At 71.2% G+C, this 16,554-nt stretch carries 17 protein-coding genes and 1 pseudogene; 16 read left to right on the plus strand and 2 right to left on the minus strand.

What is annotated here, in order from left to right; translation table 11 throughout:
* Positions 1-6 precede the first annotated feature (6 nt).
* From HUV60_RS28700 to nusB, 14 genes are all read left to right on the plus strand, one after another.
* Positions 7-378, plus strand: a complete 372-nt coding sequence (locus HUV60_RS28700; protein WP_257850068.1) for a hypothetical protein — start codon at positions 7-9, stop codon at positions 376-378.
* A complete protein-coding gene (gene alaS, locus HUV60_RS28705; RefSeq protein WP_257850069.1) occupies positions 378-3,047 on the plus strand; it encodes an alanine--tRNA ligase in 2,670 nt (889 codons plus the stop codon). The genes HUV60_RS28700 and alaS overlap by 1 nt, the downstream gene beginning before the upstream one ends.
* Positions 3,048-3,082: 35 nt before the next feature.
* Complete coding sequence (ruvX, locus tag HUV60_RS28710; RefSeq protein ID WP_443047552.1) at positions 3,083-3,547, plus strand: Holliday junction resolvase RuvX; 465 nt, start codon at positions 3,083-3,085, stop codon at positions 3,545-3,547.
* 124 nt (positions 3,548-3,671) lie between these two features.
* A complete protein-coding gene (mltG, locus tag HUV60_RS28715) occupies positions 3,672-5,429 on the plus strand; it encodes an endolytic transglycosylase MltG (RefSeq protein WP_257850070.1) in 1,758 nt (585 codons plus the stop codon).
* A complete protein-coding gene (locus HUV60_RS28720; protein ID WP_257850071.1) occupies positions 5,429-6,256 on the plus strand; it encodes a shikimate dehydrogenase in 828 nt (275 codons plus the stop codon). Before mltG ends, HUV60_RS28720 begins: the two co-directional genes overlap by 1 nt.
* 50 nt (positions 6,257-6,306) lie before the next feature.
* On the plus strand, positions 6,307-6,603 hold the full coding sequence (locus tag HUV60_RS28725; RefSeq protein WP_257850072.1) for a hypothetical protein: 297 nt from the start codon (positions 6,307-6,309) through the stop codon (positions 6,601-6,603).
* 172 nt (positions 6,604-6,775) lie between these two features.
* Positions 6,776-6,949: a hypothetical protein gene (locus HUV60_RS28730; protein WP_257850073.1), complete on the plus strand. Its 174-nt coding sequence runs from the start codon at positions 6,776-6,778 to the stop codon at positions 6,947-6,949.
* A gap of 182 nt (positions 6,950-7,131) precedes the next feature.
* A complete protein-coding gene (aroC, locus tag HUV60_RS28735) occupies positions 7,132-8,316 on the plus strand; it encodes a chorismate synthase (protein WP_257850074.1) in 1,185 nt (394 codons plus the stop codon).
* A gap of 26 nt (positions 8,317-8,342) precedes the next feature.
* Positions 8,343-8,825: a shikimate kinase gene (locus HUV60_RS28740; RefSeq protein WP_257850305.1), complete on the plus strand. Its 483-nt coding sequence runs from the start codon at positions 8,343-8,345 to the stop codon at positions 8,823-8,825.
* Positions 8,822-9,916: a 3-dehydroquinate synthase gene (gene aroB, locus HUV60_RS28745; RefSeq protein ID WP_257850075.1), complete on the plus strand. Its 1,095-nt coding sequence runs from the start codon at positions 8,822-8,824 to the stop codon at positions 9,914-9,916. The genes HUV60_RS28740 and aroB overlap by 4 nt, the downstream gene beginning before the upstream one ends.
* Positions 9,917-10,144: 228 nt before the next feature.
* Positions 10,145-10,990 carry an ATP-binding protein gene (locus HUV60_RS28750; RefSeq protein WP_257850076.1) on the plus strand — a complete coding sequence of 282 codons (846 nt, stop codon included), beginning with the start codon at positions 10,145-10,147 and terminating at the stop codon, positions 10,988-10,990.
* A gap of 265 nt (positions 10,991-11,255) precedes the next feature.
* A complete protein-coding gene (locus HUV60_RS28755; RefSeq protein ID WP_257850077.1) occupies positions 11,256-12,362 on the plus strand; it encodes an aminopeptidase P family protein in 1,107 nt (368 codons plus the stop codon).
* A 57-nt stretch (positions 12,363-12,419) separates the two neighbouring features.
* The gene (gene efp / locus HUV60_RS28760; RefSeq protein ID WP_257850078.1) at positions 12,420-12,986 is read left to right on the plus strand and encodes an elongation factor P; all 567 of its coding nucleotides are present in this window, start codon (positions 12,420-12,422) and stop codon (positions 12,984-12,986) included.
* 2 nt (positions 12,987-12,988) lie between these two features.
* Positions 12,989-13,423 (plus strand): transcription antitermination factor NusB, encoded by a 435-nt coding sequence (nusB, locus tag HUV60_RS28765; RefSeq protein ID WP_257850079.1) that lies wholly within the window; start codon positions 12,989-12,991, stop codon positions 13,421-13,423.
* A 118-nt stretch (positions 13,424-13,541) separates the two neighbouring features.
* Here nusB and HUV60_RS28770 read toward each other — a convergent pair.
* Both HUV60_RS28770 and bldD read right to left on the minus strand, forming a co-directional pair.
* A pseudogene (locus HUV60_RS28770) lies at positions 13,542-13,932 on the minus strand (transposase); the annotation flags it as partial.
* A gap of 196 nt (positions 13,933-14,128) precedes the next feature.
* Entirely contained in the window at positions 14,129-14,632 is a 504-nt protein-coding gene (gene bldD, locus HUV60_RS28775) for a transcriptional regulator BldD (RefSeq protein WP_042174065.1), read from the minus strand.
* Between the two features lie 275 nt (positions 14,633-14,907).
* Here bldD and pyrR point away from each other — a divergent pair, with 275 nt between their 5' ends.
* Positions 14,908-15,465 carry a bifunctional pyr operon transcriptional regulator/uracil phosphoribosyltransferase PyrR gene (pyrR, locus tag HUV60_RS28780; protein ID WP_257851629.1) on the plus strand — a complete coding sequence of 186 codons (558 nt, stop codon included), beginning with the start codon at positions 14,908-14,910 and terminating at the stop codon, positions 15,463-15,465.
* A 108-nt stretch (positions 15,466-15,573) separates the two neighbouring features.
* Complete coding sequence (locus HUV60_RS28785; protein WP_257851624.1) at positions 15,574-16,554, plus strand: aspartate carbamoyltransferase catalytic subunit; 981 nt, start codon at positions 15,574-15,576, stop codon at positions 16,552-16,554.

A 16,554-nucleotide genomic window follows, 5' to 3' on the forward strand; every position in this document is an offset into this window, starting at 1 on the left:
CCAGCGATGTTCCGCCGTACGTTCTGGTTCACCACCGGCGTCGCCACAGGTGTGTGGGCCACCACCAAGGTCAACCGGAAACTGAGGCAGCTGACGCCCGAGAGCCTCGCCGCGACCGCGGCGAACAAGGCGATCGAGGCCGGCGGCCGCATCAAGGACCGGGCGGTGGACTTCGCCCTCGACGTCCGCGACAACATGGCCCGGCGCGAGGCCGAACTGGGCGACGCCCTCGGCCTCGACGCCCCGGCAGACCGGGAACTGCCGCGCTCCGGCCGGTACGCCGTCCTCGAGAACCGCAACAGCCCGAAGAGCAGCCCACGGTACGCCGAGGGCTCGGCGTACCCGACGAGCCCGTACAACCGGAATGAGGACCACTGATGGAGTCGGCCGAGATCCGCCGCCGCTGGCTGAGCTTCTTCGAGGAGCGCGGGCACACCGTCGTCCCTTCGGCGTCGCTCATCGCGGACGACCCGACTCTGCTCCTCGTCCCGGCCGGCATGGTGCCCTTCAAGCCCTACTTCCTGGGCGAGGTGAAGCCGCCCTTCGCGCGCGCCACCAGCGTCCAGAAGTGCGTCCGCACGCCGGACATCGAAGAGGTCGGCAAGACCACCCGGCACGGCACCTTCTTCCAGATGTGCGGCAACTTCTCCTTCGGCGACTACTTCAAGGAAGGCGCCGTCAAGCTGGCCTGGGAGCTGCTCACCAGCCCCCAGGACAAGGGCGGCTACGGCCTTGACCCCGAGCGCCTGTGGATCACCGTCTACAAGGACGACGACGAGGCCGGGCGTATCTGGCGCGACGTCGTCGGCGTGCCCGCCGAGCGCATCCAGCGCCTGGGCAAGAAGGACAACTACTGGGACATGGGCGTCCCCGGGCCCTGCGGTCCCTGCTCCGAGATCAACTACGACCGCGGCCCCGAGTTCGGCGCCGAGGGCGGCCCCGCCGTCAACGACGAGCGGTACGTGGAGATCTGGAACCTCGTCTTCATGCAGTACGAGCGGGGCGAAGGGGCGGGCAAGGACTATCCGATCCTCGGCGACCTGCCGAGCCAGAACATCGACACCGGTCTCGGCCTCGAGCGGCTTGCCATGATTCTGCAGGGCGTGCAGAACCTGTACGAGATCGACACCTCCATGGCCGTCGTCGACAAGGCCACCGACCTGACCGGGGTCCGCTACGGCGATGCCCAGGACTCGGACGTCTCGCTGCGCGTGGTCACCGACCACATGCGCACCTCGGTCATGCTCATCGGTGACGGCGTCACCCCGGGCAACGAGGGCCGCGGCTACGTGCTGCGCCGCATCATGCGCCGTGCCATCCGCACCATGCGCCTGCTCGGCGCCACCGGCCCGGTCGTCGAGGACCTGGTCGACGTCGTCATCGGCATGATGGGGCAGCAGTACCCCGAGCTGATCACCGACCGCGAGCGGATCGAGAAGGTCGCCGTCGCCGAGGAGAACGCCTTCCTCAAGACGCTGAAGGCCGGCACCAACATCCTCGACACCGCCGTCACCGAGACCAAGCAGTCCGGTGGCACGGTCCTCTCCGGCGACCGGGCCTTCCTGCTCCACGACACCTGGGGTTTCCCGATCGACCTCACCCTGGAGATGGCCGCCGAGCAGGGGCTGTCCGTGGACGAGGACAGCTTCCGCCGGCTCATGAAGGAGCAGCGGGAGCGGGCCAAGGCCGACGCGCGGGCCAAGAAGACCGGCCACGCCGACCTCGGGGCCTACCGCGAGATCGCCGACCGGGCCGGTGTCACCGACTTCACCGGCTACACCGCCACCGAGGGCGAGTCCACCGTCGTGGGCATCCTGGTCGACGGCGTCTCCTCACCGGCCGCCGCCGAGGGCGACGAGGTGGAGATCGTCCTCGACCGCACCCCGTTCTACGCCGAGGGCGGCGGCCAGATCGGCGACACCGGGCGGATCAGGGCCGACTCCGGCGCCGTCATCGAGGTCCGTGACTGCCAGAAGCCGGTCCCGGGCGTGTACGTCCACAAGGGCGTCGTCCAGGTCGGCGAGGTCACCCTCGGTGCCAAGGCCCACGCCTCCGTCGACGAGCGCCGCCGCACGGCCATCGCCCGCGCCCACTCGGCCACCCACCTCACCCACCAGGCACTGCGCGACGCCCTCGGCCCGACGGCTGCCCAGGCCGGTTCCGAGAACCAGCCCGGCCGCTTCCGCTTCGACTTCGGCTCGCCGTCCGCCGTGCCGACGGCCGTGATGACCGACGTCGAGCAGAAGATCAACGAGGTGCTCGCCCGTGATCTGGACGTGCGTGCCGACGTCATGGGCATCGACGAGGCCAGGAAACAGGGTGCCATCGCCGAGTTCGGCGAGAAGTACGGCGAGCGCGTGCGCGTGGTGACCATCGGCGACTTCTCCAAGGAGCTGTGCGGCGGCACCCACGTGCACAACACCGCCCAGCTCGGCCTGGTCAAGCTGCTCGGCGAGTCCTCCATCGGCTCCGGTGTGCGCCGTATCGAGGCCCTGGTCGGTGTGGACGCCTACAACTTCCTCGCCCGCGAGCACACAGTCGTCGCCCAGCTCCAGGAGCTGATCAAGGGCCGCCCGGAGGAGCTTCCGGAGAAGGTCTCCGCCATGCTCGGCAAGCTCAAGGACGCCGAGAAGGAGATCGAGAAGTTCCGTGCCGAGAAGGTGCTCCAGGCCGCCGGAGGCCTTGCCGAGTCCGCCAAGGACGTGCACGGCGTCGCCCTGGTGACCGGCCGGGTCCCGGACGGCACCACCGCCGACGACCTGCGCAAGCTGGTCCTCGACGTACGCGGCCGGATCCAGGGAGGCCGGGCCGCCGTCGTCGCCCTGTTCACCACCGTGGGCGGCAAGCCCCTCACCGTCATCGCCACCAACGAGGCCGCCCGCGAGCGCGGTCTCAAGGCCGGCGACCTGGTTCGCGCGGCTGCCAAGACCCTCGGCGGCGGCGGTGGCGGCAAGCCGGACGTCGCCCAGGGCGGCGGCCAGAACGCAGCCGCCGTCGGCGACGCCGTCGACGCCGTCGAGCGGCTCGTGGCGGACACGGCCAAGTGAGCGACCCGATGCCCGGTCCGTCGGACGGCCCGGCGATGCGCCGTGGCCGCCGGCTCGCGATCGACGTCGGGGACGCCCGGATCGGGGTCGCCTCGTGCGACCCCGACGGGATCCTCGCCACCCCGGTGGAGACCGTCCCCGGCCGGGATGTCCCGGCGGCCCGCCGGCGCCTTCGTCAGCTCGTGGAGGAGTACGAGCCGATCGAGGTCGTCGTCGGCCTTCCCCGCTCCCTCAAGGGGGGTGAGGGCCCCGCCGCGGCCAAGGTCCGCGGCTTCGCCCGGGAACTGGCCCGTGGGATCGCACCGGTGCCGGTGCGGCTCGTCGACGAGCGCCTGACGACGGTGGCGGCGAGCCAGGGGCTGCGGGCCTCCGGAGTGAAGTCCAGGAAGGGACGCTCCGTCATCGACCAGGCCGCCGCTGTGATCATTCTCCAGCAGGCCCTCGAATCCGAACGGGTGTCAGGCAACCCACCCGGTGAGGGCGTCGAAGTGGTGAGCTGATCGCGGTACGGTAACGTTCCGCGCGATGCGGTGGTGTTCGAACAGCCGCCGCGAAAGAGAGGCGGAACGGACGCCGGCAACCCCCACAGCCGCGTGACCGCCGCCTCGCGGCTCTAGGGGATCGATGACTGAGTATGGCCGGGGCCGAGGCTCCGAACCGTGGCATCCGGACGACCCGTTGTACGGGGACGGCGGATGGGCAGGGCAGCAGACCCAGCAAGGTCAGCAGACCCCTTACGACGGCCAGGCGCAGCACTATCCGCAGCAGCAGCAGTACGGCGAATGGGGCACCGCCGGGCAGCAGGGCGGGTACGGACAGCAGCCGTACGCGCAGTACGACCAGCAGCAGGGGCACCAGCAGCAGTACGACCAGCAGTACGCCCCCCAGCAGGTCCACCACTCCCACCAGCACGGGGACCAGCCGCATCCGGACCAGCAGCAGTACGACACGGGCGGCTGGCAGACCGGTGCCCAGCCCCACCCCCAGGACCCGTACGCGGCCGACCCCACGGACCCGTACGGGCAGCAGGGCGGGGCGTACGGCGCCCAGCAGTCCGACTACTACGCGACCCCCGACGCCTATCCGCCGCCGGAGCCCCCGGCCCGTCGCAACACCGAGCCCGGCCGGCAGCCTGAGCAGGACGCGGAACCGGAGCCGCGGACCGACTGGGACCCGGGGCCGGACCAGGGCGAACACGCCTTCTTCTCGGGCGACGACGGGGACGGGGACGGGGACGACGAGCCCGGCGGCCGCGGCGACCGCCGGGGGAGAGGCGCAAGGGGTGGCAAGGGAGCCAAGGGCAAGAAGCAGCGCGGCGGGTGCGCCTGCCTGGTGGTGGTGCTGGTCATCGGCGGCGGTGTGGCCGGTGTGAGCTATGTCGGCTGGCAGTTCGTCAAGGATCGTTTCGCCAGCGCCCCGGACTTCGCGGGCGAGGGCAACGGCGAGCAGGTGACCGTCACGATCCCCAAGGGTGCGGGCGGGTACGCCATCGGCCAGGTACTCAAGAAGGAAGGCGTGGTCAAGAGCGTCGACGCCTTCGTCGCGGCCCAGGCGGGCAACCCGCAGGGCGCCACCATCCAGGACGGCGTCTACACCCTCGAGCGGGAGATGTCGGCCGCCAGCGCGGTCGAGATGATGCTCAGCCCCGAGAGCCGCGACAACCTGATCATCGCCGAGGGCCGGCGCAACGCCGCGATCTACCAGCTCATCGACCAGCGCCTCAAGATCGACGAGGGGACCACCGCCAAGGTCGCCAAGGAGGACTGGGAGAAGCTCGGCCTGCCCGACTGGGCGGTGAACAACGAGGACGTCAAGGACCCGCTGGAGGGATTCCTCTTCCCGTCCAGTTACGGTGCGGCCGAGGGGCAGACGCCCGAGGACGTGCTGAAATCCATGGTCGGGCAGGCCACCGCGACCTACGAGAAGCTCGGCGTCGTGGAGAAGGCCGAGAGTCTCGGTCTCGAGGACCCGTGGCAGCTGGTCACCGTGGCGAGCCTCGTCCAGGCCGAGGGCACCAGCCACAGCGACTTCCGCAGGATGTCCGAGGTCATCTACAACCGGCTCAAGCCGGGCAACACCGAGACCAACGGCATGCTGGAGTTCGACTCCACCTACAACTACGTCAAGAACCAGAGCAAGCTCGACCTGACGATCAGCGAGCTCCGGAACTACGACAACCCGTACAACACGTACTTCTACAAGGGCCTGCCGCCCGGACCGATCAGCAACCCCGGCGAGGACGCCATCAAAGGCGCGCTCAACCCGACGGACGACGGCTGGTACTACTTCATCTCGCTCGACGGCAAGACCAGCGAGTTCACCAAGACCAACGCCGAGCACGCGAAGCTGGTCGAGAAGTGGAACGCATCGAGGGGCAACTGATGGCCGTACCCCGCCGTGCCGCCGTCCTCGGTTCCCCGATCGCCCACTCCCTCTCCCCGGTGCTGCACCGCGCAGCGTACGCGGAACTGGGGCTGGAGGACTGGACGTACGACCGCTTCGACGTCGACGAGCAGGCCCTGCCGGGCTTCTTCGAGGAACTCGGGAGCGACTGGGCCGGCCTGTCGTTGACCATGCCGCTGAAGCGGGCCGTGATCCCGCTGCTGGACAGCATCAGCGGGACCGCGGCCTCGGTCGACGCGGTCAACACCGTTGTCCTCACCGAGGACGGTCGCCGGACGGGTGACAACACCGACATCCCCGGCATGGTCGCCGCCCTGCGTGAGCACGGCATCGACAAGGTGGACACCGCCGCGATCCTCGGCGCCGGAGCCACCGCGTCGTCCGCGCTCGCCGCGCTCGCGAGGATCTGCACGGGCGAGGTCGCCGTCTACGTCCGCAGTGAGGCCCGCGGCGCCGAGATACGGCAGTGGGCCGAGCGCCTGGACGTGGCGGTGCGCATCGCCGACTGGGACGACGCCGAGCAGGCCCTGCACGCACCACTGGTGGTCGCTACGACCCCGGCGGGCGTCACCGACACCCTCGCCCGAGCCGTTCCCGAACGTCCGGCGGCTCTCTTCGACGTCCTCTACGATCCCTGGCCGACCGTTCTCGCGGCCCGCTGGTCGTCGTACGGCGGCGCGGTGGTCGGCGGGCTCGACCTGCTGGTGCACCAGGCGGTGCTCCAGGTCGAGCAGATGACGGGGCGCTCACCGGCCCCGCTGGACGCCGTGCGGAAAGCGGGGGAGCGGGCGCTCGCGGCCCGATAGGGTCCCGTCCGGTTCCGCAGGGGACGGAGCCGGGGGAGGGACACGCGTTCATGTCCGCAGGCACGCCACTGGTGTCCTGGAAGACTCGGATCTTCGAGTCCGTACCGGGCTTTCTGCCCGACCGGGTGCAGATCACGGTGCTGGCCCTGGTCGTTCTCGTCGTCGTGTCCCGGGCCGTCAGGACCAAGCGCCGGACCGCCCACCGGCGTGCCACCCGTGCCGGCCGGCCGGTCCACGTGGCGGCCCCGCACGGACAGGACTCCGCTGCTCAATTCGGCGAGCGATCACGTGCCGTGCTTTCAGGGCTCGGCCGCGCCCGGCCTGCCTGCATCCGCGACGCGCTCTGAAGGCCGTATCGGCACGGCGTCATCACGCCGGGTAATTGCGCGGCAGAGTCGGACAGGACTCTGCTGCTCAATTCGAGGGATGGTCACGCACCGCATCCGAGAGGGGCCGGACCGCCTCCTCGCGAGGCCCGTTCCACGCGCCCCGTCGAGGGGCCGGCGTCACTCTCCGCAATTGAGCAACAGAGTCGGACAGAGCGGCAAAGCCGACCACCTGGGCCAGTACGCGCCGCGGTCCGCTCAGCCCGCACCGCACGTCACCGCGCAGGTCACGGCGGGACAGAGCGGCGCCGGCTTCCTCGGGGCCCACGCCCCCGGGCAGCACCGCCCGGGCGACGGCCGCGCCTGACGCCCCGGCGGTCCTGCCGCCCCGGCGGTGCTCGTCCGACTGATGGACCGGCGACCGGACACGCCGCCCGGACGTGGGAGGATCGGACGTGGCGGGCCGGGGCCGCGCACCCCGTCGCGCCGTAGCCGTACGCGACGACGCGTGCGCAGGGCAGTACCGGGCGCGAGCATGGAGGAGCACCGTTGAGCAGGTTGCGCTGGCTGACCGCGGGGGAGTCCCACGGTCCCGCACTCGTCGCGACGCTGGAGGGTCTTCCCGCCGGCGTGCCGATCACCACGGACATGGTGGCGGACCATCTCGCGAGGCGGCGGCTGGGCTACGGACGCGGTGCCCGGATGAAGTTCGAGCGGGACGAGGTCACCTTCCTCGGTGGTGTCCGGCACGGCCTCACCCTCGGCTCCCCGGTCGCGGTGATGGTGGGCAACACCGAATGGCCGAAGTGGGAACAGGTCATGGCGGCCGACCCGGTCGACCCCGAGGTGCTGGCCGGCCTCGCCCGCAACGCCCCGCTGACCCGCCCCCGCCCCGGCCACGCCGACCTCGCCGGCATGCAGAAGTACGGCTTCGACGAGGCCCGCCCGGTGCTGGAACGGGCCTCCGCGCGGGAGACCGCGGCCCGGGTGGCACTGGGCGCCGTGGCACGCTCGTACCTGAAGGAGACGGCCGGCATCGAGGTCGTCTCCCACGTCGTGGGGCTCGCGGCAGCCCAGGCCCCCTACGGCGTGTACCCGACCCCGGACGACGTGGAGCGGCTGGACGAGGACCCGGTGCGCTGCCTGGACGCCGACGCGTCGAAGGCGATGGTGGCGGAGATCGACCAGGCCCACAAGGACGGCGACACCCTCGGCGGGGTGGTCGAGGTGCTGGCGTACGGCGTACCGGTGGGACTCGGCTCGCACGTGCACTGGGACCGGCGTCTCGACTCCCGGCTGGCCGGCGCCCTGATGGGCATCCAGGCGATCAAAGGCGTGGAGGTCGGCGACGGCTTCGGCCTGGCGCGGGTGCCCGGCTCCCAGGCGCACGACGAGATCGTCGCCACCGACGACGGCATCAGGCGTTCCTCGGGCCGCTCCGGCGGCACCGAGGGCGGCCTGACCACCGGTGAACTGCTGCGGGTGCGGGCGGCGATGAAGCCGATCGCGACCGTGCCGCGGGCGCTGAAGACCGTGGACGTCGTCACCGGCGAGGAGACCGCCGCCCACCACCAGCGCTCCGACGTGTGCGCCGTACCGGCGGCCGGCATCGTCGCCGAGGCCATGGTCGCCCTGGTCCTCGCGGACGCGGTCGCGGAGAAGTTCGGCGGCGACAGCGTCACCGAGACCCGCCGCAACGTGACGTCCTACCTCGAGAACCTGGCCATCCGGTGACCCCGCTGATCGTGCTGGTCGGCCCGATGGGCGTCGGCAAGTCCACCGTCGGACAGCTGCTTGCCGAGCGGTTGGGCGTCGGCTACCGGGACACCGACGACGACATCGTCGCCGCCAGGGGCCGCAGCATCGCCGAGATCTTCGTGGACGAGGGCGAGAGCGCCTTCCGCGCGATCGAGAAGCAGGCGGTACGCGCCGCCCTCGCCGAGCACGAGGGCGTCCTCGCTCTGGGCGGCGGTGCCGTCCTCGACGCACGGACGCGCGCGCTGCTCGCCGGACGGCGGGTCGTCTATCTGTCGATGGACGTCGAGGAGGCGGTCAGGCGCACCGGCCTCAACGCCGCCCGGCCACTGCTGGCCGTCAACCCGCGCAAGCAGTGGCGCGAGCTGATGGAGGCCCGGCGCCATCTGTACGAGGAGGTGGCCACGGCCGTCGTGGCCACGGACGGCCGTACGCCCGAAGAGGTCACCGCCTCCACCCTGGACGCACTGGAGTTGAAGCAGGCATGAGCAGCGAGGCAGTGACGCGGATCCACATCGGCCCCGCCGCGGGCACCGACCCGTACGAGGTCCTGGTGGGCCGGCAGCTCCTGGGTGAGCTCGGCGGGCTGATCGGGACCGACGCCAAGCGGGTCGCGGTCGTCCACCCCGAGGCCCTGGCCGAGACCGGCGAGGCGCTTCGCGCCGATCTTGCCGGCCAGGGCTATGAGGCCGTCGCCATCCAGGTACCCAACGCGGAGGAGGCCAAGACCGCCGAGGTCGCCGCCTACTGCTGGAGGGCGCTCGGACAGTCCGGGTTCACCCGCACCGACGTCATCGTCGGCGTGGGCGGCGGAGCCAGCACCGACCTGGCCGGGTTCGTGGCCGCCACCTGGCTGCGCGGGGTGCGCTGGATCGCGGTGCCGACCACCGTGCTGGCCATGGTCGATGCGGCCGTCGGGGGCAAGACCGGCATCAACACCGCAGAGGGCAAGAACCTGGTGGGCGCCTTCCACCCGCCCGCCGGGGTCCTGTGTGACCTCGCCGCCCTGGACTCCCTCCAGACCAACGACTACGTCTCCGGGCTGGCGGAGGTCATCAAGGCCGGCTTCATCGCCGACCCGGTCATCCTCGATCTCATCGAGGCCGATCCGCAGGCCGCACGCACCCCGGCGGGCCCGCACACCGCCGAGCTCATCGAGCGCTCGATCCGGGTCAAGGCCGACGTCGTCTCCTCTGATCTCAAGGAGGCGGGCCGGCGGGAGATCCTCAACTACGGCCACACGCTCGGCCACGCCATCGAGAAGAACGAGCGCTACAAATGGCGCCACGGAGCGGCGGTGTCGGTGGGCATGCACTTCGCCGCCGAACTCGGCCGGCTCGCCGGCCGGCTGGACGACGCCACCGCCGACCGGCACCGCGCCGTCCTCGAATCGGTCGGGCTGCCCCTGCGCTACCGCCACGACCAGTGGCCCAGGCTGCTGGAGAACATGAGGGTCGACAAGAAGTCCCGCGGCGACCTGCTGCGCTTCATCGTCCTCGACGGCCTCGCCAAGCCCACCGTGCTGGAGGGCCCGGACCCGGCGGTGCTACTCGCCGCGTACGGGGAAGTGGCGGAATAACACCCGAGGGGGCTTGCCCGGCCGGGCAACCGGTGAATCGGCCCGGCGGTCAGGGCACTCGAAGCCGCCTTCGGCCGTTCACCGGACAACGGCAGGGACGGTACTCGTTCGAACAGCCGCTCCGACGCTCTAGGCTGTCGGAGAGCAGGGGGGATTCCCCCTGCCATCAGTGCTTGTCGCCTGCGGCGAGTGAACCGAGCCCAGCAGACCGAGACGGAGTGGCACCGGATGCAGCACGCAGGGGGTTCTCCGCTGCAACCGCCCCACCGGCCGGGGCACGGACCGGCCGACGGCTGGTCACCGCCCGCACACCATCCGGGACCGCGCCAGGGATCCGTCCCGGTGCCCGCGCCGCCGCCGGCTCCCGGCTACCCCGCCCCCCCGCCCGGACCCACACAGCGGCCCGCGGGCGCCCCGCATCAGCCGCCGGACACCACCGGGCACGTGCCGCTGCCGCCGGGCGGCCCCGTCGCCATACCCAGCGTCCCGCAGGCACCCGCGGCCCCCGACCCGGCCGGTACGACCCTCGCGGTCCTGCTCATAGGCCCCGCGGGCGCCGGGAAGACCAGCGTCGCCAAGTACTGGGCGGACCACCGCCGGGTACCGACCGCGCACATCAGCCTGGACGACGTACGCGAGTGGGTGCGGTCCGGCTTCGCCGACCCGCAGACCGGGTGGAACGACCACTCGGAGGCGCAGTACCGCCTGGCCCGACGCACCTGCGGCTTCGCCGCGCGCAACTTCCTCGCCAACGGGATCTCCTGCATCCTCGACGACGCCGTCTTCCCCGACCGACCGGTCGTCGGCCTGGGCGGCTGGAAACGGCATGTGGGGCCGGGCCTGCTGCCGGTCGTGCTGCTGCCCGGTCTGGACATCGTCCTGGAACGCAATGCCGAGCGGTCCGGCAACCGCCGCCTCGACGACGAGGAGGTCGCCCGCATCCACGGCCGCATGGCCGGCTGGTACGGCTCGGGCCTCCCGATCATCGACAACTCCCAGCTCGGCATACCGGAAACGGCCGCCGTCCTGGACGACGTCCTCGCCAGGTCCATCGCCAGCCCGCCGTCCTGGTGAGCCACCGGCGGCGACCGCCCCGGCACGACAGGTGCGCTGCCCGGCCGCCCTGCACCGGGCAGCCGGAGCCGTGCGACCGGCCGGCATGCCGACCGCTTTCGCCGGACACGGCCGCAGCGGCCCGGCGGGCCACAAGCGCCTGGAGCGCACGCAGGGCCGTCGGACCGCCCGGGCCTGCCCGGGACACTGCCGCAGGCGCTGCACACCGCCGCCCACTCGGACCTCTCGACCGGCGGTTCTCGGCCACCGCTCATAGGCTCGTGACATGTCTGAGGTGTACGCGCTCCGCCGGAGGCGGCTGAGGGAAAGCTGCAACGCGGGAGGCAGCGCGGCGGCGCTGGTCACCCGGCCCGCCAATGTGCGCTATCTCACGGGCGCAGCTCCCGAAGGCGCCGCGCTGCTGCTGGGCCCCGCCGAGGACCTCCTGCTGTGCGTCGGCCCGCCCGACGACCGTTCCCCGCAGACCCGGCCCGACGAGGCGCTGCGGGTGCACGTCGTGCCCGGCTCCGGTGGTGATTCCGCCGTCGCGGCCGCCGGGCTCGCCGCCACCGGGGGCGCCGACTCCCTCGCCGTCGAGGAGCACCACCTCACCGTGACCCGGCACCGCGCCCTCCGCTCGGCCGCCCCCGGACTGCGCCTGGCGGGCGTCGGCAGCGCCGTCGAACAGCTCCGTGTGGTCAAGGACGAGGAGGAGATCTCCTGTCTGCGCATCGGCGCGGAGATCGCCGACCAGGCCCTCGGCGAGCTGCTGGAGTCCATCCTCGTCGGCCGCACCGAACGCCATCTCGCACTGGAACTGGAGCGCCGCCTGGTCGACCACGGCGCCGACGGTCCCGCCTTCGCCACCTCGGTCGCCACCGGCCCGAACGCCGGGCGGCCCGGTCACCGGCCCACCGACCGGCGGGTGGAGGAGGGCGACTTCCTCTCCGTCTGTCTCGGCGCCACCTACCGCGGGTACCGATGTGAGATCGGACGTACGTTTGTCATCGGCACCGCTCCCGCGGACTGGCAGATCGAACTTTACGACCTCGTCTTCACCGCTCAGCGGGCCGGCCGGGAGTCCCTCGTACCGGGCGCCGCCTGCTGTGACGTGGACCGTGCGGCCCGCCAGGTGCTGGACAGCGCGGGGTACGCCGCGGCCCTTCCGGCGCTCACCGGACACGGGGTCGGACTCGAAATCGACGAGGACCCGCAATTGACCCCCGGGGCCATGGGTAAACTGGAGGCTTGTGTGCCGGTCACCGTCGAACCGGGGGTCCACCTCCCGGGCCGGGGCGGTGTCCGGATCGATGACACGCTCGTCGTACGCCCCGAGGCGGACGGCGGACCCGAGCTACTCACCATCACGACCAAGGAACTGCTGGCGCTCTAGCTTCGCGCCGAGTGCCGGCCCCGGGTCGTCTCACGTCAGTCCAGGAGATTGCGCAACGTGGCTTCCACGAACGACCTCAAGAACGGCATGGTGCTCAAGCTCGACGGTGGCCAGCTCTGGTCCGTCGTCGAGTTCCAGCACGTCAAGCCCGGCAAGGGCCCGGCTTTCGTGCGCACCAAGCTCAAGAACGTGCTCTCCGGCAAGACCGTCGACAAGACCTTCAACGCCGGTGTGAAGGTCGAAACGGCCACCGTCGACAAGCGGGACATGCAGTTCTCCTACATGGACGGCGACTACTTCGTCTTCATGGACATGGAGACCTATGACCAGCTGCACGTCGACCGCAAGGCCGTCGGCGACGCCGCCAACTTCCTCATCGAGGGGTTCGGGGCCACCGTCGCGCAGCACGAGGGCGAGGTGCTCTTCGTCGAGCTTCCGGCCGCCGTCGAGCTGACCATCGCCGAGACCGAGCCGGGAGTCCAGGGCGACCGCTCCACCGGCGGTACCAAGCCGGCCACACTGGAGACCGGGCACCAGATCCAGGTCCCGCTCTTCATCACCACCGGTGAGAAGATCAAGGTCGACACCCGTACGAGCGACTACCTCGGCCGGGTGAACAGCTAACCGTGGCTGCCCGCAACACGGCCCGCAAGCGCGCCTTCCAGATCCTCTTCGAGGGCGACCAGCGCGGCGCCGACGTCCTGACGGTCCTCGCGGACTGGGTCCGGCACTCCCGGTCCGACACCCGGCAGCCGCCGGTGAGCGAGTACACGATGCAGCTGGTCGAGGGGTACGCGCAGCACGCGACGCGCATCGACGAGCTGATCGCGCAGTACTCGGTCGGCTGGACCCTGGACCGCATGCCGGTCGTCGACCGCAACATCCTGCGTCTCGGCGCCTACGAGCTGGTCTGGGTCGACGAGACCCCGGACGCCGTCGTGCTCGACGAGATGGTGCAGCTGGCGAAGGAGTTCTCCACGGAGGAGTCGCCCTCGTTCGTCAACGGCCTCCTCGGCCGGTTCAAGGAACTCAAGCCCTCGCTGCGCCGCGACGGGGTCTGAGCAGGCGTCGGCCAAGGGCGCACAGGCCGTGACCCGGCACGGACACGCCGGAGGGGCCCGCAGCGGTCGCGGACGCTGTTGGTTGATTCGGGTCTTGTTGCTTCGCCCCGCCGACTTGGTCGGCGGGGCGAAGCGCTGCGAAGTGGCGGGTGCGGGTTCGTGGTCGTCCGGTGAGGTGGGTGTCAGTGCGGGCGAGGTTGATCGCGGCGCCGGTCAGCTGGTGCTGGAGGCTGGTCTTCGCCAGGCCGCGGTAGCGGGATCTGCGCAGGCCGCAGCGCCCGACGCCTTGGGAGATGGTGCCTTCGACGCCGGCGCGGACCTTGTAGCGGTCTTTCCGGTCATCGGTCATCGGTCTGCTGGAGAGCGCGGGTGCGTTGAAGGGCCTGGTGCTTGTCGTGCTGCCGCAGAGTGAGTTCCCTGCGCTCGGCCTTGGGTGAGCTGACGCAGTCTCGCAGTGCGGGGCAATGGCGGCAGTCGGCGGGAGAAAATCTGACCCGGATCACGGGAAGGTGAATGCGCTCCGGGCCCCTCCGGCATGTCCAGGGCTTTCCCCCCCGGGGCAGCACGGGCCCGTCCGGGGCCCTGGCTGCATCCTGGGGCCGGAGAACGGCTGCCGGACAAACGCCGCCGGGGTGGCCCGGCCTCTGCAGGCCGGGCCACCCCGGCGGTACGTTTCTGCTCGGGGCTGCCCGGGTGGTGGTGCGATCAGCCCTCGTCGTGCGAGGCGACCGCGCGGCGCGCGTCCGCGTCCAGTACGCCCCAGCTGATCAGCTGCTCGGTGAGAACCGAGGGCGACTGGTCGTAGATCACGGCGAGCGTGCGCAGGTCGTCCTGGCGGATCGAGAGCACCTTGCCGTTGTAGTCGCCGCGCTGGGACTGGATCGTCGCCGCGTACCGCTGCAGCGGGCCGGCCTTCTCCGGCGGCACCGTGGCCAGCCGCTCCAGGTCGAGGACCAGCTTCGGCGGAGGCTCGGCGGCACCGCCCGGCGTAGTACCCGGAAGCAGTTCCTGCACCGGAACGCCGTAGAAGTCCGCCAGCTCGGCGAGACGCTGCACGGTCACTGCGCGGTCGCCGCGCTCGTACGAACCGACCACGACCGCCTTCCAGCGGCCCTGGGACTTCTCCTCGACACCGTGGAGGGAAAGGCCCTGCTGGGTGCGGATCGCGCGGAGCTTGGCCCCGAGCTGTTTGGCATATTCGCTGGACATATAGCTCCCCGGCACTGTGTCGACGCGGCCGGCATGGTTTCCGGGCCGCGCGGCTGGTAACTCACTGTGATGTTACGCAGAGTTACTCTCGCCCGTCAAGCCGAATGGTCCACACCGACTCTTCCAGGGCCGGCGGGAACCGTTGCGCCGATGAGGTGACCGGCGCCCGCGGGAGGGGGACTCGGGGGTGTCGCTCCCCGCCTGGTAGCGTGGCCGCCGTACACCCGACGTCCTTTAAGATCCGTCCCGTGAGGCGGAGAAGGAGGTCCGTTCACATGGACACGCACTCCGATGCGCGGCCCGTTCTCGAGGGCCCCGACATCGCACGGGTACTGACCCGCATCGCCCACGAGATCGTCGAGCGCGCCAAGGGCGCCGACGACGTGGTGCTCCTCGGCATTCCGACCCGGGGCGTCTTCCTCGCCCAGCGGCTCGCCGTCAAGCTCGAGCAGGTCACCGAGCGCAAGGTCCCGGTCGGCTCGCTCGACATCACCATGTACCGCGACGACCTGCGCATGCACCCCCCGCGCGCACTGGCCCGCACCGAGATCCCCGGCGACGGCATCGACGGCCGCCTGGTTGTCCTGGTCGACGACGTGCTCTTCTCCGGGCGCACCATCCGCGCCGCCCTCGACGCGCTGAACGACATCGGGCGCCCGCGCGCGGTGCAGCTCGCCGTCCTCGTCGACCGCGGCCATCGCGAACTGCCCATCCGCGCCGACTACGTCGGCAAGAACCTCCCCACGTCGTTGCGGGAGACGGTCAAGGTCCTGCTCGCCGAGGAGGACGGTCGCGACACCGTACTGCTCGGCGCCAAGCAGCCCTCCCCGTAGCGATCCGGGCGCGCGCCGCACGCGTACGCCGGCCCGGTGCGCCACCATGCGCACGCCTGCCCGGATTCTCCCGTTCTTCCTATTGAACCGCCTTACGGAGCCTGACAGATGCAGCGTCATCTCATCTCGGCCGCCGACCTCACCCGCGACGACGCCGTCCTGATCCTCGACACCGCCGAGGAGATGGCCAGGGTCGCCGACCGGCCGATCAAGAAACTGCCGACCCTGCGCGGCCGGACCGTCGTCAACCTCTTCTTCGAGGACTCCACCCGGACCCGGATCTCCTTCGAGGCAGCCGAGAAGCGGCTGTCCGCGGACGTCATCAACTTCACCGCCAAGGGCTCCAGCGTCTCCAAGGGCGAGTCCCTCAAGGACACCGCCCAGACCCTGGAGGCCATGGGGGTCGACGCCGTCGTCATCCGGCACGGCGCCTCCGGGGCCCCGTACCGGCTGGCCACCTCCGGCTGGATCGACGCGCACGTCATCAACGCCGGCGACGGCACCCACCAGCACCCCACCCAGGCACTGCTCGACGCCTTCACCATGCGGCGCCGGCTCGTCGGCCGGGACGCCGGAATCGGCCAGGACCTCTCCGGCCGGCGCATCACGCTCGTCGGCGACGTCCTGCACAGCCGGGTCGCCCGCTCCAACGTCGACCTGCTGCACACCCTCGGCGCAGAGGTCACCCTCGTCGCCCCGCCGACCCTGCTGCCGGTCGGCGTCGAGGCCTGGCCCTGCGAGGTCTCCTACGACCTCGACCGCACCCTGCCCAAGTCCGACGCCGTGATGATGCTGCGCGTGCAGCGCGAGCGCATGAAGGCCGCGTTCTTCCCGACCGAGCGCGAGTACTCACGGCGCTACGGCCTCGACGGCGAGCGCATGCGGCGGATGCCCGGGCACGCGATCGTGATGCACCCCGGCCCCATGGTCCGTGGGATGGAGATCACCGCCGAGGTGGCCGACTCCGAGCGCTGCACCGTCGTCGAGCAGGTCACCAACGGGGTCTCCATCCGGATGGCCGTCCTGTACCTGCTACTCGGGGGCAACGAACCCGCCGTCACACCCGCCCGCACCACGGAGGAGAAGTAA

It is taken from the genome of Streptomyces sp. KMM 9044, assembly GCF_024701375.2.
GTDB lineage: Bacteria > Actinomycetota > Actinomycetes > Streptomycetales > Streptomycetaceae > Streptomyces.